At 67.9% G+C, this 19,768-nt stretch carries 18 protein-coding genes; 10 read left to right on the forward strand and 8 right to left on the reverse strand.

Annotated elements, in window-relative coordinates:
- Nucleotides 1–85: 85 nt before the first annotated feature.
- The 7 genes from B7R21_RS05175 to B7R21_RS05200 all read right to left on the reverse strand — a co-directional run bounded on the left by B7R21_RS05175 (nucleotide 86) and on the right by B7R21_RS05200 (nucleotide 7,854).
- Nucleotides 86–934: an ABC transporter ATP-binding protein gene (locus B7R21_RS05175; protein WP_116282168.1), complete on the reverse strand. Its 849-nt coding sequence runs from the start codon at nucleotides 932–934 to the stop codon at nucleotides 86–88.
- A 1-nt stretch (nucleotide 935) separates the two neighbouring features.
- Entirely contained in the window at nucleotides 936–2,030 is a 1,095-nt protein-coding gene (locus tag B7R21_RS05180; protein ID WP_216364107.1) for a FecCD family ABC transporter permease, read from the reverse strand.
- Complete coding sequence (locus B7R21_RS20380) at nucleotides 2,027–3,082, reverse strand: FecCD family ABC transporter permease (RefSeq protein WP_216364109.1); 1,056 nt, start codon at nucleotides 3,080–3,082, stop codon at nucleotides 2,027–2,029. Before B7R21_RS20380 ends, B7R21_RS05180 begins: the two co-directional genes overlap by 4 nt.
- A 56-nt stretch (nucleotides 3,083–3,138) precedes the next feature.
- On the reverse strand, nucleotides 3,139–4,122 hold the full coding sequence (locus B7R21_RS05185; RefSeq protein WP_116282169.1) for a beta-ketoacyl-ACP synthase III: 984 nt from the start codon (nucleotides 4,120–4,122) through the stop codon (nucleotides 3,139–3,141).
- A 91-nt stretch (nucleotides 4,123–4,213) separates the two neighbouring features.
- Nucleotides 4,214–5,458, reverse strand: coding sequence for an acyl-CoA dehydrogenase family protein (locus B7R21_RS05190; protein ID WP_116282170.1), 1,245 nt, complete (start codon nucleotides 5,456–5,458; stop codon nucleotides 4,214–4,216).
- 56 nt (nucleotides 5,459–5,514) lie between these two features.
- The gene (locus B7R21_RS05195; protein ID WP_116282171.1) at nucleotides 5,515–6,465 is read right to left on the reverse strand and encodes a ferritin-like domain-containing protein; all 951 of its coding nucleotides are present in this window, start codon (nucleotides 6,463–6,465) and stop codon (nucleotides 5,515–5,517) included.
- Nucleotides 6,466–6,522: 57 nt separating this feature from the next.
- Nucleotides 6,523–7,854 (reverse strand): LPXTG cell wall anchor domain-containing protein, encoded by a 1,332-nt coding sequence (locus B7R21_RS05200; RefSeq protein ID WP_116282172.1) that lies wholly within the window; start codon nucleotides 7,852–7,854, stop codon nucleotides 6,523–6,525.
- 223 nt (nucleotides 7,855–8,077) lie between these two features.
- Between B7R21_RS05200 and B7R21_RS05205 the strand changes: the two genes are divergently transcribed.
- The 9 genes from B7R21_RS05205 (at nucleotide 8,078) to B7R21_RS05245 (ending at nucleotide 16,536) form a co-directional block, all read left to right on the forward strand.
- Nucleotides 8,078–8,356, forward strand: coding sequence for a hypothetical protein (locus B7R21_RS05205; protein ID WP_116282173.1), 279 nt, complete (start codon nucleotides 8,078–8,080; stop codon nucleotides 8,354–8,356).
- Between the two features lie 78 nt (nucleotides 8,357–8,434).
- Nucleotides 8,435–9,289 (forward strand): DUF4097 family beta strand repeat-containing protein, encoded by an 855-nt coding sequence (locus B7R21_RS05210; protein WP_116282174.1) that lies wholly within the window; start codon nucleotides 8,435–8,437, stop codon nucleotides 9,287–9,289.
- Nucleotides 9,286–9,960, forward strand: a complete 675-nt coding sequence (locus B7R21_RS05215) for a PadR family transcriptional regulator (RefSeq protein ID WP_116282175.1) — start codon at nucleotides 9,286–9,288, stop codon at nucleotides 9,958–9,960. Before B7R21_RS05210 ends, B7R21_RS05215 begins: the two co-directional genes overlap by 4 nt.
- Before the next feature lie 76 nt (nucleotides 9,961–10,036).
- Nucleotides 10,037–11,581, forward strand: coding sequence for a 3-isopropylmalate dehydratase large subunit (gene leuC / locus B7R21_RS05220; RefSeq protein WP_253259647.1), 1,545 nt, complete (start codon nucleotides 10,037–10,039; stop codon nucleotides 11,579–11,581).
- A 3-nt stretch (nucleotides 11,582–11,584) separates the two neighbouring features.
- The gene (leuD, locus tag B7R21_RS05225) at nucleotides 11,585–12,181 is read left to right on the forward strand and encodes a 3-isopropylmalate dehydratase small subunit (protein ID WP_116282176.1); all 597 of its coding nucleotides are present in this window, start codon (nucleotides 11,585–11,587) and stop codon (nucleotides 12,179–12,181) included.
- A gap of 13 nt (nucleotides 12,182–12,194) precedes the next feature.
- Nucleotides 12,195–13,583, forward strand: coding sequence for a UDP-N-acetylglucosamine 1-carboxyvinyltransferase (gene murA / locus B7R21_RS05230; RefSeq protein WP_116282177.1), 1,389 nt, complete (start codon nucleotides 12,195–12,197; stop codon nucleotides 13,581–13,583).
- A gap of 8 nt (nucleotides 13,584–13,591) precedes the next feature.
- Nucleotides 13,592–14,380: a lysophospholipid acyltransferase family protein gene (locus B7R21_RS05235; protein ID WP_367379384.1), complete on the forward strand. Its 789-nt coding sequence runs from the start codon at nucleotides 13,592–13,594 to the stop codon at nucleotides 14,378–14,380.
- 73 nt (nucleotides 14,381–14,453) lie between these two features.
- Entirely contained in the window at nucleotides 14,454–15,545 is a 1,092-nt protein-coding gene (locus B7R21_RS05240) for an NAD(P)H-dependent glycerol-3-phosphate dehydrogenase (protein WP_253259657.1), read from the forward strand.
- Complete coding sequence (locus B7R21_RS05245) at nucleotides 15,448–16,536, forward strand: D-alanine--D-alanine ligase family protein (RefSeq protein ID WP_116282180.1); 1,089 nt, start codon at nucleotides 15,448–15,450, stop codon at nucleotides 16,534–16,536. The genes B7R21_RS05240 and B7R21_RS05245 overlap by 98 nt, the downstream gene beginning before the upstream one ends.
- Nucleotides 16,537–16,645: 109 nt before the next feature.
- Here B7R21_RS05245 and B7R21_RS05250 read toward each other — a convergent pair whose 3' ends face one another.
- Entirely contained in the window at nucleotides 16,646–17,479 is an 834-nt protein-coding gene (locus B7R21_RS05250; RefSeq protein ID WP_116282181.1) for an aldo/keto reductase, read from the reverse strand.
- Nucleotides 17,480–17,572: 93 nt separating this feature from the next.
- Between B7R21_RS05250 and B7R21_RS05255 the strand changes: the two genes are divergently transcribed.
- Nucleotides 17,573–19,630, forward strand: a complete 2,058-nt coding sequence (locus tag B7R21_RS05255; protein ID WP_116282182.1) for a M3 family metallopeptidase — start codon at nucleotides 17,573–17,575, stop codon at nucleotides 19,628–19,630.
- Nucleotides 19,631–19,768 lie beyond the last annotated feature (138 nt).

Raw genomic sequence — 19,768 nt, forward strand, 5'->3', positions numbered from 1 at the left:
GTACACGGGTGATTTTAGGTTAGCCTAACCAAACCCGAGCACCTGTGTGGATTCTCAGGGAAGCGAATCGCCCCGACAGGAGAGCTCAGTGAGACCGCAGGGGGATCACCAGCGGCGTACCGGACTCCGGGTCCTCGATGATGCGGCACCGCAGCCCGAACACGTGTTCGACCAGCTCCGCGGTCACGATGTCGTTCGGGGCGCCCTCTCGGACCACGCGCCCGTCCTTCATCGCCACGAGGTGCGTCGCGTAGCGTGCGGCCTGGTTCAGGTCGTGCAGCACGGCGACGAGCGAGTGACCCGACTCGCGGTTCAACCGGGAGAACAGGTCGAGCAGCTCCACCTGGTGGGCGATGTCGAGGTAGGTCGTCGGCTCGTCGAGCAGCAGGATCGGGGTCTGCTGGGCGAGCGCCATCGCCACCCAGACCCGCTGGCGCTGCCCGCCGGAGAGCTCGTCGACCGAGCGCCCGCTGAGCTCCGTGACGTTCGTCGCGGCCAGAGCCTCGGCTACGGCGCTCTCGTCGTCGACCGACCACTGGCGGAGCATCGACTGGTGCGGGAAGCGTCCGCGCGAGACGAGGTCGAGCACGGTGATACCGTCGGGCGCGACCGAGGTCTGCGGCAGCAGTCCGACGCGCCGCGCGACCTCCTTGGAGGGGTACTTCGCGATGTCGCGCCCGTCGAGCACGACACTCCCGGCCGTGGGTGCCAGCACCCGGGCGAGCGAGCGCAGCAGCGTCGACTTGCCGCAGGCGTTCGGGCCGACGATCACAGTGAACGAGTCATCCGGGATCTGGATGTCGAGACCGTGGATGATCGTCCGCTTGTCGTAGCCCACCCGGAGGCCCAGGCCCGCGAGCCGCACGGGCGCGGCCGGTGACGCAGGCGGGGACGCGGCAGCGGGAGCCGAGCCGGCGGGTGTTCCAGGGTTCACGTCAGGCCTTCCGGGACTGCGCCGCGAGCAGGGCGACGAGGTAGACGCCACCGACGATCACCGTGATGATGCCGACGGGTAGCTGGGTGGGCGCGATGATCCGTTGTGCGATCACGTCGCTGCCGAGCATCAGCGCTGCGCCCAGCAGCGCGGCGGGAAGGAGGGCAGTGCCGGGTGACCGGGTGAGGCGGCGGGCGATCTGGGGTGCGGCCAGGGCGACGAACGAGATCGGCCCGGCCGCCGCCGTGACCACGGCCACCAGAGCGACGCCCACCAGCAGCGGCACGAGCCGGGTCGGTTCGGCCCTCACCCCGAGGCCGACCGCCGCATCGTCCCCGAGCTCGAGCGTGCGGAGCCGCTGGGCATGGATCGCCAGCACCGGCACGAGCACGACGATCGTGCCGAGCACGGGGATCACGTCGGCCCAGGTCGAGAGGTCGAACGATCCGGTGCCCCAGGTGGCCGCCGACAGCGCGCGGTTGACGTCGACCGAGATGATCAGCCAGCCGTTCACCGCCACGAGGAACGCGCTGACCGCAATGCCGATCACGATCAGCCGGAAGCCCTGCACGCCGTTCCGGAAGCTCAGCAGATAGACGACGGCGGCCGTCGCCACCCCGCCGATGAACGCGCCGATCGAGGTGGCCACGTAGTTGCCGCCGATCACGAACAGCACGACCAGGGCCCCCGTGTACGCACCCTGTGAGAAGCCGAGGATGTCGGGACTGCCGAGTGGGTTCCGTGTGAGCGACTGGAAGATCGCGCCCGAGAGCGCCAGCGCCGCGCCCGCGAGAATGGCCAGCACGATCCGGGGCGCCCGCCACTCGAGCACGATGCGCTGGATGCTTGCCGAACCGTGCCCCGTGAACACCGCGAACACGTCGCCGGGTGCGATCGGGTATTCGCCGAGCGTCACAGCGAGAACCGCGAGCGCCAGAGTGAACACCGTGAGTGCGCCCACCACCCAGACGGTGCGGGTGCGGATCCGGATGCTCACCCGTCCACCCGCGAGCCGAATCACGTGTATCCCCTTCACGGCTGCGAGCGTGCGGGTCTCGTCCGCCCGGATCGCCGGCGCCTCCTCGAGCCTCGTCACAACCCCTTCACCGCCTTCCGGCCGCGCATCAGCACGATCAGCAGCGGAGCACCGATGAACGCGGTGACCAGTCCGACCGGCACTTCGCTCGCAATCAGCAGGCGGCCGACCAGGTCGGCTGTGAGAAAGATGATCGGCGCGATGACGGCAGCGAACGGCAGGATCCAGCGCTGGTCGGGCCCCACGATCCGCCGCGCCACGAAGGCTGCCATCAGGCCGAGGAACGAGATGGGGCCGGCCGCCGCCGTGGCCGCGCCGCAGAGAATCGTCACGGCAGCGAATCCGATGATGCGGGTTCCGAGGAGGTTCGCGCCGAGCGAGCGTGCGAGGTCGTCGCCCAGCACCGAGGCGTTCAACGATCGCCCGAGCGCGAGCGCCACCACCCCGCCCACCAGGATGAACGGCAGCACACCCCAGACGATGTCCCACTGCCGGCCCTGCAGCGAACCGGCGGACCAGAACCGGATCGCATCGAACGTGTCGGGGTTCTGCAGCGTGATGCCCATGCTGATGCCGTTCAGCAGGTACGACACCGAGACGCCCACCAGCACGAGTCGCGCCGGATCGGCCCCCGACCGCCCGCGCCCGCCGATCGCGTAGACCCCGGCGGTCACGAGGATCGCCCCGGCGAACGACCACCAGACGTAGTTCGAGATGCCGGCCACGCCCGCGTAGGTGATCGCCAGCACGACGGCGATGTACGCCCCGGCGTTCACTCCGAGCAGCCCCGGGTCGGCCAGGGGATTGCGGGTGATGGCCTGCATGAGGGCCCCGCCGAGGCCGAGCGCGGCGCCGACGAGGAGGGCCAGCAGCATGCGGGGCACCCTGAAGGTGTTGACGAGCAGCGCTGTGGTGTCGCTGCCGCCTTCGGTGAGCGCCTTCCAGACCGCGTCGGGGGCGAGGTTGCCCGAACCGATGAAGAGGCTGAGGCCCGCGAGGAGCAGCAGCAGGAGGAGCAGTGCCAGCAGGAGGATCGTGCGGCGGCTCGCGGTGGCTGCGACCGCTCCTCGCGGGGGAGCTCCTGTACGCACGCTCGGCAGGGTCGTCACCATGGTAAGCCTTACCTTACCAGTGGTGCCTGTGCTGAGACCGGTACCGGCGCCGGGTCTCAGGGCAGGCGGAAGACGATTCCCGCGTAGGTGAGGCCTGCGCCGAACCCGACGGAGAGCACCAGGTCACCCGACGTCAGGGTGCCGGCCTCGCGCATCCGTGCAATCGCGATCGGGATCGACGCCGAGGAGGTATTGCCCGTCGTGACGATGTCGTCGGCCACGATCAGGTCGTCGCGGGCGCCTGCGTCCTTCACCCTGTGGGCGATCGCCTCGACGATGCGGAGGTTCGCCTGGTGCGTGACCAGCGCGTCGATGTCCCCGAGGGCGACTCCGGATGCCTCGACGGCGCGGAGGGCGACGGGAGCGATCGCGGTCGACGCCCAGCGGAACACCGACTGGCCCTCCTGGAAGATGAACGAGTCGCGGTCCTTGATGTGGATGGTCGACACGAGTTTCTCGGCCGAGCCCCACGCCACCCGTCCGATCTCGTCGACCTCGCTCGCCGTCACCACGACGGCTCCCGCGCCGTCGCCGAAGATGATCGCGTTGCCGCGGTCGGTCTGGTCGACCCAGTCGGTGAGCTTCTCGGCGCCGATCAGCAGCACGTTCTTCGCCGCCCCGTTCTTGATGGCGCTCGAGGCCACGCCGAGGCCGTAGCAGAACCCGGCGCACGCGGCATTGAGATCGAACGAGCCGGGGGCTTCGATGCCGAGCCCGGCGGCGACCTGCGTCGCGGCGTGCGGGATCTGCGACGGCATCGTGCAGGTGGCCACGATGACGGTGTCGATGTCGGAGGGCAGCATCCCGGCATCCTCGAGCGCCATCCGGCCGGCCTTCACGGCCAGCGAAACGACAGTCTCGTCGGCGGTCGCGAAACGGCGCTCCCGGATACCGACGCGGCGGGTGATCCACTCGTCGTTGGTGTCGAGCGTCTGGGACAGGTCGTCGTTCGTGACGATGCGCGAGCCCCTCTCGAAGCCGAAGCCGGCGATCCGGGCCCCGGGCGAGGTGGGGGCGGGAACGATCTGCGCTGTGCTCATCGGGTGCTGGCTCCTCTTCGGTACGAAGTACCCCGTCAACGATAACGACAACCGCCGCCGGGCGGTGACCGCCCGGGTGACGACCGGAAACTCAGGCGAAGGCGGAGATCCCGGTGATGGAACGCCCGATGAGGAGGGCCTGGATGGTCTCGGTGCCCTCGTAGGTGTGCAGCGACTCCAGATCGGCGAGGTGGCGCGCGACAGAGTGCTTCAGCAGGATGCCGTTGCCGCCGAGCAGGTCGCGCGCGTTCGACGCGATCGCGCGGGCGGTTCGCGTGCTGGTGAACTTCGTGAGACTGGCCTGCGTGGCCGTGAGGGCCCCGCGGGCATCCAGAGCCGTCGCCTGGAAGCAGTACAACTGGATCGTGCCGAGCTCGCTCAGCATGCGGGCGAGGCGTTCCTGCACGATCTGCGAAGCGCCGAGGGGCCGGCCGAACTGGCTGCGCTTGGCCGCGTACTGCACCGCGGCCTCGTAGCAGGCCGTGGCGTGACCGAGGGCGGCCCAGGAGACCGAGAGGCGGGTCGACTGGATGGACCTGGCCGTCTCGCGGAACGAGGTCGCCCCGGGCAGAAGAGCATCCTCCGGCACGAACACGTCCGTCAGTACGATGTGCGTCTGCCAGATCGCGCGGAGTGAGGCCTTCTGCTCGATGACCGTGGCCTCGTATCCGGGAGTCCCCTGGTCGACGAGGAAGCCGCGCACCGCCCCGTCGGCCGTTCGCGCCCAGACGATCGTGAGGCCGCCGAGGGAGCCGTTGCCGATCCACTTCTTCTCACCGTTCAGGAGGTAGCCGGCGGTGCCGCCCCGGCTCGCCCTCGTCGCGGTGCTCTCGAGCGCCACGGAATCGGAGCCGTGCGTCGGTTCGGTGAGGGCGAAGGCGCCGAACTCCGTTGCGCGGGCGAGGGGTTCGAGCCAGCGGTGCTTCTGCCCGGGCGAACCGAACGAGGCCACCGACCGGAGGGCGAGCCCGCCCTGCACGCCGATGAACGCGCCGAGCGAACCGTCGCCCCGGTTGATCTCGAGGTTCACGAGTCCGGCGGCGAGTTTCGACATCGGAGCGAACCCGGGGATGTCGGTACCCTCCCGCAGCAGGTCGAGCTCGCCGAGGCGGTGGGCGAGCTGCGCGGGAAACTGGGCGCGGTCCCAGTAGCCGTCGATCACCGGCAGCACTTCGGCCTCGACGAAACCGCGCGCCCGGGCAGCATAGGCGAGGTCTTCGGCGGGCAGGCCCTCGAACAGACCCAGGGGATCGGTGTCGAGCGCGGTCGTGAGCTCGTATTCGGGCTCGGCGGTGCCGACGGGAAGTGCTGTTCGCTCGGCCACCTGGTGCTCCATTCATGAAGGAAGGGCCCCCGCCGAAGCGAGGGCCCTTCCCAGTATGCAGTTGTGCCTTACGCAGCGCCGCCCGAGGTGTTCAGGGTTCCGTTGACGCCGGACGGGAAGAACCCGCCCTTCGTGACGGCCTTCGGGTTCAGGTAGGCGATGTTCAGCACCTGGCCGGGCGTACGGCTGTAGGTGATGCCGTTCGAGTCGGTCGGAACGAGGTTCGCCTTGCCATTGACCGTGATGCCCTGGTCGAGGCTGGTCGAGCCGTCGAGGCTGTCACGGGCGGCCGAGATCTTGTTGACCGTGTCAATGACCGCGGGGGTCTCGACGCCGATGCGGTAGAGGCTCGTGCGCACGATTCCGGCGTGGTACGCCTCGACCGAGAGGATGCCCGCAGCGGCTTCGAGGTACGTCTTGTTGGTGACGAGAGCTGCTGCACCCTTGTAGGCGGTGACTCCGACGTCTTCGAAGATGAAGGCGCCGATGAGGAAGCTGACCTCGTCGGCATACGGGTCGAAGGTCTGGCCCTGCTTGATCACGCCGGCCGCGACGGCAGCCGAGGTGAAGGCATCCGAGATGTTGATCGCGGGGCGCGAGACGGCAGCCGAGCCGAGCGCTGCACGGAGGAATGCGACGTGCGCACGCTCGTCAGCAGCGATCTCCTCGGCGTAGGCCTTGATCGCGGGGGTCTGGAACGTGACCTGCTTGCCACCGGTCACCGCACCGACGGTCTGCTTGCCGCCGGTGAGGCTGGCGGGAAGACCCGCGCCGGTCACGGCGTGCAGGTAGAACTCGGCCTCGAGGTATTCCAGGTTGAGGGCGAAGTTCAGGATCGAACCGTCGCTGATACCGGCAGCCGAGACGGCCGGGGCGGCGACGGCGCCAGCTGCCGGTGCGAGCACGGCGGCGCCGATGCCGGCGGCACCGATCCCGGCGGCTGCGAGCAGCTTGCGGCGGTCGAGCTTGGTCTCAGCGCTGCGGTTGATGGCGTTGGTGATGAATTTCTCGTCGAACATGTGGAGCTCCAAACGGGTGAGAAGAAGAAAAAGAAAGGTGTGGTGACTCGGGCCTGGCTACGCGTTCGCCTTGCGACGGAAGGCGAAGACCACGCCGGCTCCGGCGAGCAGGAATCCACTGGCGAGGGCGCCGATGCCTGATGCGTCAAGACCCGTATTGGCGAGGCTGCCGGTTCCGCTGCCGGATCCGCTGCCGCCCGATCCGCTGCCGCCACCGTTGGCCGGCGTGGTGGGAGTCGGCGTCGGGGTGGGGGTCGGCGTCGGGTCTGCGACGACCGTGAAGGTACCGGTTGCCACTCGCGCTGAGCGGTCACCCGTCAGGGCGACGGTGTAGTCGCCGACCGGAGCGTTGGCCGCGAGGATGATCGCTCCCTTGGCGCTGCCGTCCTTCGCGTCAGCGAAGAGCTGGGCAGCAGTGTCGGCACCGGGCAGAACCACAACCGCGCCGGTCGGGTCCTTGATGAGCAGGGTGAGCGACTCGGCGGGGCTGAAGCCGGTCGCCGTGAAGGCGATTCCGGTCAGGGCCGTGTCGGAGACGGTGGTCGAGGTCGGGTCGAGCGTGAGGCTCAGCGGGATCAGCGGCACCGGTGCGGTCGCGAAGTAGAACACGATGGCCTGGCGGTCGGCTCCGGGGAGTTCGTTTCCGTCGGCGTCCGTCTGGTAGGTGAGAACGCGGATGCCGTCGGTCTCGACGGTTCCGCCACCGGGCTCGAGGTCGCTGAAGTCAGTCGTGATCGACCACGTCTTGTCGGCCTTGACGACGGTCTTCCCGGCGCTGTCCTGGTTGCCCGCGCGACCCGTGTACTGGATCTCGACGGTTGCACCGGGCGTGCCGGTTCCCTCGAAGACCGGGGTGGCCGTGTCGACGGTGCTCAGCTGCTCGGGCGAGGTGACCGCGAAGGGGTCGCCGGGCACGGGCGCGTCCTTGAAGGTGAAGGCGTAGGGGGCGAGAGTTGCGACGACGGTTCCTGCTTCGTCGTCCTTCAGCTCCTTGACCGTGACGCTGACCAGGGTCTGGCCCGGCGCGAGAGCACCGAAGTTCGCGATCGCGTTCCAGTTGCCGTCGCCGTCGACCTGAACGCCACCGAAGATGGCGGGGGTGTCCACGGTTCCGTCGGCAGCGGTGTAGTACACCTGCACGGTGTCGCCAGCGTCGAGGTTGGTACCGGTGAAGCCAGTGAGGCCGGGGCCGGCCTGCGCTACATCGATGTCCCCGGCGGCCGGGGAGGTGACGCTGAATTCGCCGGCAGCGAAGGCTGCGGGGGCGAGAGCGAGCGACGGTACAACAGCGAGAGCCGCGGCTGCGCCGAAGATGGCCAGTCTTTTCGCGAGACCGCGCGAAGCCGGTGGCCGGCTCGTCGCGCGCTCAGGTAGGGAAATACCGTGCATGGGTGCTCCTGAAGTGGAATTGACAGAGGAAGAGCGCCCCCTGCGACGGCGACATCTTGATGAAGGTAACCGATGACCTGCACTTTTGTCACTTGTTTTTTCGTTTGTTCACCTTTTTGACCTCAAAGCAGATTTTCAGCTATAAGCATCGTTTGGCGTGTCCACTTCTCCCGGCCTACAGTCAGCTATTCGAACATACGTTCGAAAAAAGCGGAGGAGGCGCATGGTGAAGGTCGACGAAGTGGTGGCCGTCTGGCTGAAGGAGGGGAGGCCGAATCGCCTCGTCTGGGGGTCCCGGCGATTCCGGGTGACGGACTCGCCGACGCGCCTCGGCGACGACCTCCCGGAGTCGTTCCTCGACGCCCTGGCTTTCACTCACCCGCCGCGACTCTCGGTGGGCTGGCGCTTTCAGGCGACCACCGATGAGGGGGAGGCCCGGGTCTTCGACATCCGGTGGGATGACCACCGGCACCTCTGGCAGTTGCTGAGGACCTACGACTGAACTCGCGATAGAGCTTGACCCGCGGCATCCTGCTGCCTAGTCTGGGTGAAACGCGATATAGCTCGAAGGAGAAAGCACATGGCACTGGAGAAATGGCTCATCGAAGGGCCCAGAGTCATCGACCTCGAAGTAGTGCGCTCGGTGAAGATCAGCCTCATCGGCGGCAGGATCGATGTGATCGGCCACGACGAGCCCGGCGCACGCGTCGAGATCCACTCCGTGCAGGGCAAAGCCCTCACGGTGTCGATCGATGACGACCTGCTCGAGATCGACCACCCGCAGCTCCGCTGGGACAGCTTCATCGACGTCTTCGCCTCCTTCCGGGGAACGGCGAAGGCTGACATCAGCGTGCTCGTCCCTCGCCACATCGCCCTGAAATTCGGAGTTGTGTCGGCGAGCGCACTCCTCTCGGGGCTGGCCGCCGACGCCACGGTCAGCACCGTCTCCGGAGACCTTGTGATCGACGGGGTCGCCGGCAGCCTCGAGATCAACACGGTCAACGGCGAGGTCTCTGTGCAGAACCACACCGGGCCGATCGTCTCGCACAGTGTCTCGGGCGATCTCACGGCGAGCGGCCGCATCCCGACCTTCTCGGCCGACGGCGTCTCCTCGGCCGTGTTCCTCGACATCGCCGGCCCTGTCGACTCCCTCACCAACAACACGGTCTCCGGCGACTTCACCGTTCGGCTCGACGAGGGCTTCGGTGCGCGCTACAGCGTCAACACGGTCTCGGGTGTGCTGACTCTCGACGGCTCGACCTTCCGTTCGACGCGCGGTAAGGGCAACACCTTCACGAGCGGCTCGCTCGACGGCCACGTCGTGGAGGTTCGTGCCAACTCCGTCACGGGCGACATCACCTCGATGAGACGAGTGGATGCTGCACCGACGATCAGCGAGCCTGAACTCCTGCCCCGGGGCGGAGTGCCCGCATGACCCCCGTCTTCGGCCACGGTCACCTGCGGCTGTACCTCCTCAACCTGCTCGCCGAACAGCCCCGGCACGGGTACGAACTCATCCAGGCCCTCAGCGACCGTTTCGGCGGCACCTACAGTCCCAGCGCCGGCACGATCTACCCGCGCCTCGCGAAACTCGAAGAAGACGGCCTGGTCACGAAGTCGACGGATGGCCGCAAGACGGTCTACGAGATCACCGATGCCGGCCGCGCCGAACGGGACTCCCGCCTGCCCGAGCTGTCGAGCATCGAAGACAGGGTGACCGACTCGGTGCGGATGCTCGCCGACGGCCTCCGCGCAGGCGTGAACGATGCGATGCGGAGCCTTCGCGCCGAACTCGCGGCGGCGGCGCGTGACACGCGGGACGGCGCCGACCAGTCTTCCGCTGCAGCATCGCAGAGCACTGCAGCATCGCAGAGCACTGCAGCATCGCAGAGCACTGCAGCATCGCAGAGCGCGGATGCCGTGCGCACCCTCAACGCGTCGACCCTCCGCGAGGTGGATGCCCAGCTGAACAGCTTTCGTGCGGCCGTTCGCACAGAGCTCCGGAAGCGCGCAGCTGAGGGAGCACTCGACCAGGCGGCCGTCGCCACGCTCACCTCCGAACTCCGCCGCATCCAGTCCGAGCTGAAACAGAGCGTGCGTTCCTGACTCTGCCGCCGGGAATCAATCCGGGGGTGCGCGGTTAGAATGATCGGATAGATTGCCGCGTTCGAAGGTGGGAAGCATGTCGGAGACCAGGGGACTGACCCTCGCAGAGAAAGTCTGGAACGACCATCTGGTCGTCAAGGGTGAAGACGGTGCCCCCGACCTCCTCTACATCGACCTCCACCTCGTGCACGAGGTGACGAGCCCGCAGGCCTTCGACGGCCTCCGGCAGGCCGGTCGCCCGGTGAGGCGTCCCGATCTCACCATCGCCACCGAGGACCACAACACCCCCACCCTCGGCATCAACAGGCCGATCGCCGACCTGACCAGTCGCACCCAGATCGACACCCTCCGGAACAACGCGAAGGAGTTCGGGGTGCGCCTGCACTCGCTCGGCGACGTCGAGCAGGGCATCGTGCACGTCGTCGGCCCGCAGCTCGGGCTCACCATGCCCGGCATCACGGTGGTCTGCGGTGACTCGCACACCTCGACCCACGGCGCGTTCGGCGCGATGGCGTTCGGCATCGGCACGAGCGAGGTCGAGCACGTCCTCGCCACGCAGACCCTGCCGCTGAAGGCCTTCAAGACGATGGCCATCACGGTCGAGGGCACGCTCCGACCGGGGGTCACGGCGAAGGACATCATCCTTGCGGTCATCGCGAAGATCGGCACCGGCGGCGGGCAGGGCTACGTGCTCGAATACCGCGGATCGGCCATCCGGAGCCTCTCGATGGAGGGGCGGATGACCGTCTGCAACATGTCGATCGAAGCCGGTGCGCGGGCGGGCATGGTCGCGCCCGACCAGATCACGTACGACTATCTCGAGGGCCGCCCGCATGCTCCCGCGGGAGCCGACTGGCACGAGGCCGTCGCCTACTGGGACACCCTCCAGACCGACGACGACGCTGTCTTCGACGCCGAGGTGTTCCTCGACGCAGACGCCCTCGAACCGTTCGTCACCTGGGGCACGAACCCCGGCCAGGGTGTCTCGCTGAGCGAGAACGTGCCCGACCCGTCGACCATCATCGATGCGAACGACCGGGCCAATGCCGAACGGGCTCTCGAATACATGGCGCTCACCGCCAACACCCCCATGAAGGAGATCGCCGTGGATGCGGTCTTCATGGGGTCGTGCACGAACAGCCGCATCGAGGACCTCCGCGCCTTCGCCTCCGTCATCAAGGGCCAGAAGAAGGCCGACAATGTTCGCGTCATGGTGGTTCCGGGCTCTGCCCGGGTGCGCATCGAGGCCGAGGCCGAGGGGATCGACAGGATCGTCGAGGAGTTCGGGGCCGAGTGGCGCTTCGCCGGCTGCTCGATGTGCCTCGGCATGAACCCCGACCAGCTTGCACCGGGGGAGAGGTGCGCATCCACCTCCAACCGTAACTTCGAGGGCCGCCAGGGCAAGGGCGGGCGCACCCACCTCGTGTCGCCGCTGGTCGCCGCCGCGACCGCGATCCGCGGGACGCTGTCGAGTCCGTGGGACCTCGAGCAGGCACCCGAGCCCGATACCACAGACGGGCCTGCCACCACAGACGGGCCTGCCACCACAGACGGGCCCGCCACCACAGACGGGCCCGCCACCACAGACGAACTCGCCACCACAGCGCCGAAGGCGGTCTAGAGCATGGAAGCCGTATCCGTCATCACCGGTATCGCCGCACCACTGAAGCGGTCGAACGTCGACACCGACCAGATCATCCCCGCTGTCTTCCTGAAGCGGGTCACCAAGACCGGCTTCGAAGACGCCCTCTTCTCGGGTTGGCGCCAGGACCCGGAATTCGTGCTCAACCAGCCCGCCTTCGCCGGGGCGAAGGTGCTCGTCGCCGGCCCCGACTTCGGCACGGGCTCCTCTCGCGAGCACGCCGTCTGGGCGCTTCGCGACTTCGGTTTCGCGGCTGTGCTCAGTTCGCGTTTCGGCGACATCTTCCGCGGCAACTCGGGCAAGCAGGGGCTGCTCGCGGCCCAGCTCGCCGAGGCCGACATCGAGTCGATCTGGGCGGCGATCGACGCCGAACCCGGCCGGGAGATCACCGTCGACCTGCTCTCGAAGACGGTCTCCGTCGGGTCGCTCACAGTCCCGTTCGACATCGATGACTACACTCGATGGAGGCTGCTCGAAGGTCTCGACGACATCGGGCTCACTCTGCGAAGCGAGGCAGAGATCACAGATTTCGAGAGTCGCCGGCAGGGCTGGCGACCGAAGACCCTCCCAGTGAAGTAGGCAGCACCCTTATATGAACACTCTCCTCCAAGACGCCCAGCTCGTTCTCGACGCACAGAAGGCGGCAGCCCACGTGGGTCTTCTCTCCGACACGATCATCGTGCACGGCGGTCGTCCACTCCGGGGCCGGATCGACGTGCGCGGCGCGAAGAATCTCGTGACCAAGGCCATGGTCGCGGCTCTCCTCGGGGACACCAAGAGTGTGCTCCGCGACGTTCCCGACATCAGTGACGTGCACGTCGTCTCTCGGTTGCTCGAGATCCACGGTGTCGAGATCACCGGCAGCCCCGAATCCGGCACCCTCGTGCTCGACCCGGCTAACGTGGCCATTGCCCAGAGTGCCGAGATCGACGCGCTCTCGGGTTCGTCGCGCATCCCGATCCTGTTCTGCGGCCCGCTGCTGCACCGTCTCGGGCACGCCTTCATCCCCGACCTCGGCGGCTGCCGCATCGGTGACCGCCCGATCGACTTCCACCTCGATGCGCTCCGTGCCTTCGGCGCCGTCGTCGAGAAGCTCCCGAGTGGCATCAACATCACCGCCCCCAACGGGTTGAAGGGCGCCAACATCGAGCTGCCCTACCCGAGCGTCGGCGCCACCGAGCAGGTCCTGCTCACCGGCGTTCGCGCGATGGGCACCACCGAGCTGAAGAACGCGGCCATCGAGCCCGAGATCATGGATCTCATCGCCGTGCTGCAGAAGATGGGCGCGATCATCTCGATCGAGCCGAACCGTGTCATCCTCATCGAGGGTGTCGAGAAGCTCAAGGGCTACGACCACCGCGCGCTGTTCGACCGCAACGAGGCCGCGAGCTGGGCATCCGCCGCCCTCGCCACCAAGGGCGACATCTTCTGCGTCGGTGCGAAGCAGCAGGAGATGATGACCTTCCTGAACGTCTTCCGGAAGATCGGTGGCGACTTCGACATCGAAGAGGACGGCATCCGCTTCTTCCACCCCGGCGGCGACCTCAAGCCCGTCGTGATCGAGACCGACGTGCACCCCGGCTTCATGACCGACTGGCAGCAGCCGCTCATCGTCGCTCTCACCCAGGCGATCGGCACGTCGACCGTGCACGAGACCGTGTACGAGAACCGGTTCGGTTTCACCGACGCTCTCGTCGAGATGGGTGCCCACATCGAGGTGCACAAGAACGGCCTCGAGGGCGGCAACCGCCGCGTTCCCCGTCGTGCACTCGAGCAGGCGGCCGTGATCACCGGGCCGACCAAGCTGCACGGTGCCGACATCGAGGTTCCCGACCTGCGGGGCGGCTTCAGCCACCTCATCGCGGCTCTCACGGCCCAGGGTACGTCACGCGTCTCGAACGTCGGGCTGATCAGCCGCGGCTACGGCGACTTCACCGGCAAGCTCAAGAAGCTGGGAGCCGACTTCTCCTTCGAGGCGTAGGCGTAGGCGTGGGCGTGGGCGTGGGCGTGGGCACGGGCACGGGCGTGGCTGAGGGCCGGGCCGGTTCGAGCCGGTCGGAGAAGAACCTCACGTTCCGCCTGCTGGCGGCCCCGGTCATCCCGGTGGTCGCCCTGCTGGCGAAGCTCGAGGTCCAGGATGCCCAGAAGCTCCCGCGGGCCGGTGCCTTCGTATTGACGCCGAACCACTACAGCGATTTCGATCCGGTCATCATCGGCTGGTCGGTCTGGCGGCTCGGTCGCGTGCCGCGGTTCCTCGCCAAGGCGTCGCTGTTCGAGGTTCCGGTTCTCGGCAGGGCGCTCCGGGCGATCAAACAGGTGCCGGTCGAGCGGTCGGGCCGCACACACGGCAACAATCCGCTCGACGCGGCCCACTCGTTGACCTCGGCGGGGGAGGGCGTGATCGTCTACCCCGAAGGCACGCTCACTCGTGATCCCGGGCTCTGGCCCATGCGGGGCAAGAGCGGTGCCGTGCGGATCGCGCTCGAGAACGGTCTGCCGGTCATCCCGGTCGCGCACTGGGGAACCCAGGCGATCCTGCCCCGGTGGAGCAAGAAGATCAGCGTGTTCCCGCGCAAGACGGTTCACCTCAAATACGGCGACGAGGTCGACCTCGCGCGTTTCCGGGGAGTTCCGCTCACCCAGTCGGCGCTTGCCGAGGCCACGTCGCTGGTGATGGATGCGATCACCCACCTCCTCGAGGATCTCCGCGGCGAGACGGCTCCGCCCGAACGCTGGAACCCGGCCGAGCACGACCAGAGCGAATACGGGCGACTGTGAGCACCCTCCGGTGAGCCCCCTCTTCGGACGGCGGAAGCCGCCGATCGTCGTTCCGCCTGTGCCGCAGGTCACCATCCTCGGGGCGGGAAGCTGGGGCACGACGTTCGCCAAGATCCTCGCCGACGGCGGTGCCGATGTGACGCTCTGGGCACGGCGACCCGAGCTCGCGCGGGAGATCGGCCTCGCCAAGCGCAACAGCGACTACCTCCCGGGCATCAACCTGCCGCCGAGCATCCGGGCGACGTCGTCGCTCGAGGAGGCCGTCGGGGCATCGGCGTTCGTGTTTGTGTCGATTCCGAGCCAGTCGCTGCGGTCGAACCTCGCCGCGCTCTCACCGCTGATCGGTCCCGAGACGGTCGTCGTCAGCCTGATGAAGGGGGTCGAGAAGGGCACCGGCCTCCGCATGAGCGAGGTGCTCGAGCAGGGGCTCGTCATCGACCGTGACCGGCTCGCTGTGGCATCCGGGCCGAATCTCGCCCTTGAGATCGCGAAGGAGCAGCCGACCGCCGCCGTCATCTCGTCCGCCTCGCTCGCCACGGCCGAGGCCGTCGCGATGGTCGCCACGAACCGGTACTTCCGTTCATTCGTGAACACGGATGTCATCGGAACGGAATTCGGCGGGGTGCTGAAGAACCTCATCGCCGTGGCGATCGGCATCGTCGACGGGGTGGGCTACGGCGAGAACACGAAGGCGTCGATCCTGACCCGAGGGCTCGCCGAGATGACCGACTTCGCCGTGGCCTACGGCGCGCGCCCCGAGACGATGTCGGGGCTTGCCGGACTCGGTGACCTCATCGCGACGTCCTCGTCTCCGCTCTCCCGCAACAACACGGCGGGGCGGCTGCTCGGCCAGGGCTACAGCTTCACCGATGTCGTCGCACGCATGCAGCAGACTGCTGAGGGCCTCGCGTCGGTCGCGCCGATCCTCACTCTGGCAGCGGCCCGCGGGGTCGACATGCCCATCGTGCAACAGGTGAGCCAAGTACTTGCCGGTACGCTGAACCCTCGGGACATCGCGCCCCACCTCACAACCGATTCACTCGAACCCCAGGGCGAAAGGCCGATCGATGGCAGAAAGAACCGTGGTGGCCCTGCTCTTCGGCGGCCGTTCCAGCGAACATTCGATCAGTTGCGCAACGGCGGGCGGGGTGCTGGCGGCCATTGACCGCTCGCTCTACGAGGTGATCCCGATCGGCATCACGCGTGACGGGGCCTTCGTGCTCGAAGACGACGACGCGTCGAAGTTCACGCTCGACGCGGCGGCCATGCCGTCGGTCGCCGACAACGGCACGCGGGTGCAGTGGCCGTCGTCCGCCCTGTCGCGGGAGCTCACGGTTCTGGATGCCGGGGGCGTCGCCCGCTCGCTCGGGAACGTCGACGTGGTGTTCCCGATCCTGCACGGGCCGTGGGGCGAAGACGGGACCGTCCAGGGCCTCCTCGAGCTCGTCTCTCTGCCGTACGTCGGGTCGGGCGTGCTCGCGTCGTCGCTCGGCATGCACAAGCACTTCACGAAGACCGTGCTCGCGGCATCCGGAATCGCCGTCGCGCCCTGGCAGACGGTGACCGCCGCGGCGTGGGCTGCGTCGCCCACGGCGGTTCAGGATGCCGCCGCGTCTGCTCTCGCTCTGCCGGTGTTCGTCAAGCCGGCGCGCGCGGGCTCGTCGGTCGGTGTGAGCAAGGTCAAGGACTGGTCGACGTTCGCCGACGCGATGGCGGTCGCGTTCGCCGAAGACGACCGGGTGCTCGTCGAGGAGGGGATCGTCGGTCGCGAGGTGGAGTGCGGCGTGCTCGGTTCCCTCGGCGGGGCGGAACCACGGGCATCCGTCGCCGGTGAGGTCGTGATGAAAGGCCGCGAGTTCTACGACTTCGATGCCAAGTACCTCGGGGCTGCGGGCATCGAGCTGGTGTGCCCTGCCGCCCTGACGGAGGCGGAGCTGGCCGAGATGCAGGAGCTCGCCGTGCGAGCCTTCACCGCGATCGGTTGTGAAGGGCTGGCGCGGGTCGACTTCTTCCTCACGCCGACAGGTTTCGTCGTGAACGAGATCAACACGATGCCCGGGTTCACGCCGATCAGCATGTTCCCCGCCTGCTGGATCGCCACCGGGGTCTCCTACCCCGCCCTGATCACGCACCTCCTCGCCCTCGCTCTCGAGTAGCCCTCCGCCCGATGCAATCGAGTGGGCAGTTCGGGCCCTGGAATCTGCGATTCCGGGCCCGAACTGCCCACTCGATTGCGTGGCGGGTGCGTGCGTGCGGGTCTGCGGGTCAGTCGGGGATGTAGTTGAACTCGTCGGGGTTCGGGCCCGTGCGCTCGTCGCGGTTGAGAGCGGTGATGGCCGTGAGGTCGGCATCCGTCAGCTCGAAATCGAAGAGTGCGAAGTTCTCCTCGACGCGGGAGCGCGTCACCGACTTGGGGAAGACGATGTCGCCGCGCTGGATGTGCCAGCGCAGGGTGACCTGTGCCGCCGACTTCCCGAGGCGGTCGGCGATCGCGGTGATGGCCTCGTCGTCGAGCACCTTGCCCTGGGCGATGGGCGACCAGGCCTCGGTCGCGATGCCGTGTTCGGCGTCGAAGGCTCGCAGAGCATCCTGCGTCAGGTACGGGTGCACCTCGATCTGGTTGACGGCCGGCACGATGTCGGCCTCGTCGAACAGTCGCTGCAGGTGGTGCTGCTGGAAGTTCGAGACGCCGATGGCCTTCACCCGGCCCGAGGCGAGGATCTCCTCCATCGCCTTCCATGTCTCGAGGTAGTCTCCGACCTTCGGCAGCGGCCAGTGGATCAGGAACAGGTCGAGGTACTCGAATCCGAGTGCCTCGAGCGTGCCGTCGAACGCCTTCAGCGCGGCATCCCGGGCGTGGAAGCCGTTGTTCAGCTTGCTGGTGACGAAGATGTCCTCGCGGGCGAGGCCCGACGCGGCAACCGCCTCACCGACCTCCTTCTCATTGCCGTACATCTCGGCCGTGTCGATGTGTCGATAGCCGACCTCGAGGGCAGCGAGGGTGGCATCCTTCGTGTCGGCGGGATCGATCTGGTATACGCCGAAACCCAGCTGGGGGATCTCGACGCCGTTGTTCAGGGTCACTGTGGGAACTGTCATGCCCTCAACGCTACGCTCGCTTCGTCGTGGCTGGCCAATCGGCAGCTGACCCTTGCGCTCGGGCGTCTGGATGCTCGTCGTAGGCTTCAGAGCATGAGCAATCCGTTCTTCGAGCCCAGCACTCTGCCGTATGCGTTGCCGCCGTTCGGGGAGATTCTCGACGAGCACTTCCGGCCCGCATTCGAACGGGGGATCGTCGAGCACGAGGCGGAGATCGCTGCCATCGTCGCGGTTCCGGATGCCGCCACCTTCGAGAATACGATCATCCCGCTCGAGCGGGCGGGCCAGATTCTTGCTCGGGTTTCGACGGTGTTCTACAATCGCGCCTCCGCCGACGGCAGCCCGTTCACCGAGACGCTCGAGGAGGAGCTGGCCCCGGTGCTCGCGGCCCACTCGGACCGGATCCGGCTCGACCCCGCGCTGTTCGCACGCGTGCGGGCGGTCTGGGAGGGGCTGGTCGGGGCCGGTGCCGCCGCCGGTGCCGGGGAGCCTGCGCTCGATCGAGAGGCCCGCTATCTCGTCGAGCGCTACCACGCCGACTTCGTGAGGGCCGGGGCCGGGCTCGACGAGCACGACAAGACCGCCCTCCGCGGGTTCAACCAGACGCTCTCCACCCTGACCACGCGGTTCGAGAAGAACCTGCTCGCCGACACGAACGAGCTCGCCGTGGTCGTCGATGATGCCGCCGAGCTGGAAGGGCTCGACGCCGGGCAGCTCTCCGCGGCATCCGAAGCCGCCCGGGAACGGGGGCTCAAGGGATCGTTCGTCATCACGCTCGTGCTCCCGACCGGGCATCCGTATCTCGCGATGCTCACGAACCGGCAGGTCAGGGAACGCATCATGGCCGCCTCCCTGTCACGTGGCCGTCGCGGTGGCCCTCACGACAACCGGCAGCTCGTGCTCGAGATCGCCCGCGTTCGTGCTGAGCGCGCGGCGCTTCTCGGCTTCGAGTCGCATGCCGCGTTCGTCACGGCGGGCCAGACTGCAAAGACGCCCGAAGCCGTGGCCGACATGCTCCGGATGCTCAGCGGCCCGGCCGCCCGCAACGCCCGCCGGGAGCAGGTCGCGCTTCAGAGCCAGGCCGGTGAGGCGTTCGACGTCGCATCCTGGGACTGGGCGTTTCTCAGCGAGAGGGAGCGGAAGGCTCGCTTCGACGTCGACACGTCGGAGATGAGGCCCTACTTCGAGGCCGAGCGGGTGCTGCAGCAGGGAGTGTTCTGGGCGGCGAACCGGCTCTACGGCGTGACCTTCACCGAGCGCCCAGACCTTCTCGCGTACCACCCCGAGGCGCGGGTCTTCGAGGTGCGGGACGACGACGGGTCGGAGGTGGGCCTCTACGTGCTCGACCTCTACACGCGAGACTCGAAGCGGGGCGGCGCGTGGATGAACTCGCTTGTCGCCGAAAACACCCTGCTCGGGCATCCGTCGGTCGTCACCAACAACCTGAACGTGCCGAAGCCGGCTCCCGGAACCCCGACGCTCCTCACCTACAGCGAGGTCGGCACGCTCTTCCACGAGTTCGGGCACGCCCTGCACGGACTGTTCGCGCGCGTCACCTACCCCCGGTTCGCCGGAACCCGGGTGTTCAGGGACTTCGTCGAATTCCCGAGCCAGGTCAACGAGATGTGGATGCTCTGGCCGGAGGTTCTCGCGAACTATGCCGTTCACCATGAGACCGGCGAGGCGATGCCGGAGTCTCTCGCTGAGAAGGTTCTGAAGTCGGCTGCCTTCAACCAGGGATTCGAGACGAGCGAATACCTGGCGGCTGCGCTGATCGACCAGGCCTGGCACTCCCTCGGCACAGATGACGCGCCGGACGATGTCGGAGTGTTCGAGGCTGAGGCGCTCGGCGCCGTGGGTCTCGACAATCCGGCCGTGCCGCCGCGCTATTCGAGCACGTACTTCGCCCACACATTCTCGGGTGGGTACGACGCGGGGTACTACTCGTACATCTGGAGCGAGGTTCTGGATGCCGACACGGTCGAATGGTTCCGGGAGAATGGCGGGCTCACCCGAGCGAATGGCGATCGTTTCCGGGCGCTGCTGCTCGGGGTGGGAGGGTCGAAGGACCCTCTGGTGGCCTATGCGGAATTCCGGGGACGTGCCGCTGAGATCGCTCCGCTCCTCGCGCGCCGCGGGCTGGACGCCTAGGGCGCCGCCTCACCCGCGGGCTCCGCCGGCTCACCCGTGTGCTTCGCTGGCTGGCTGCGTGGCTGGCTGGCCGCGGCCGCTCCGCCGGACTGTGGTCGCAGAGATCCGACACGGATTCGGCGCATCGGCGCACGAGGG

Source organism: Subtercola boreus, assembly GCF_003399625.1.
Classification (GTDB): Bacteria; Actinomycetota; Actinomycetes; order Actinomycetales; family Microbacteriaceae; genus Subtercola; species Subtercola boreus_C.

Coding starts and splice junctions, on each gene's coding strand:
- B7R21_RS20380 (WP_216364109.1), bottom strand. CDS start 3,082: ATGGTGACGACCCTGCCGAGCGTGCGTACAGGAGCTCCCCCGCGAGGA.
- B7R21_RS05185 (WP_116282169.1), bottom strand. CDS start 4,122: ATGAGCACAGCGCAGATCGTTCCCGCCCCCACCTCGCCCGGGGCCCGG.
- B7R21_RS05190 (WP_116282170.1), bottom strand. CDS start 5,458: ATGGAGCACCAGGTGGCCGAGCGAACAGCACTTCCCGTCGGCACCGCC.
- B7R21_RS05195 (WP_116282171.1), bottom strand. CDS start 6,465: ATGTTCGACGAGAAATTCATCACCAACGCCATCAACCGCAGCGCTGAG.
- B7R21_RS05200 (WP_116282172.1), bottom strand. CDS start 7,854: ATGCACGGTATTTCCCTACCTGAGCGCGCGACGAGCCGGCCACCGGCT.
- B7R21_RS05205 (WP_116282173.1), top strand. CDS start 8,078: ATGGTGAAGGTCGACGAAGTGGTGGCCGTCTGGCTGAAGGAGGGGAGG.
- B7R21_RS05210 (WP_116282174.1), top strand. CDS start 8,435: ATGGCACTGGAGAAATGGCTCATCGAAGGGCCCAGAGTCATCGACCTC.
- B7R21_RS05215 (WP_116282175.1), top strand. CDS start 9,286: ATGACCCCCGTCTTCGGCCACGGTCACCTGCGGCTGTACCTCCTCAAC.
- leuC (WP_253259647.1), top strand. CDS start 10,037: ATGTCGGAGACCAGGGGACTGACCCTCGCAGAGAAAGTCTGGAACGAC.
- leuD (WP_116282176.1), top strand. CDS start 11,585: ATGGAAGCCGTATCCGTCATCACCGGTATCGCCGCACCACTGAAGCGG.
- murA (WP_116282177.1), top strand. CDS start 12,195: ATGAACACTCTCCTCCAAGACGCCCAGCTCGTTCTCGACGCACAGAAG.
- B7R21_RS05245 (WP_116282180.1), top strand. CDS start 15,448: ATGGCAGAAAGAACCGTGGTGGCCCTGCTCTTCGGCGGCCGTTCCAGC.
- B7R21_RS05250 (WP_116282181.1), bottom strand. CDS start 17,479: ATGACAGTTCCCACAGTGACCCTGAACAACGGCGTCGAGATCCCCCAG.
- B7R21_RS05255 (WP_116282182.1), top strand. CDS start 17,573: ATGAGCAATCCGTTCTTCGAGCCCAGCACTCTGCCGTATGCGTTGCCG.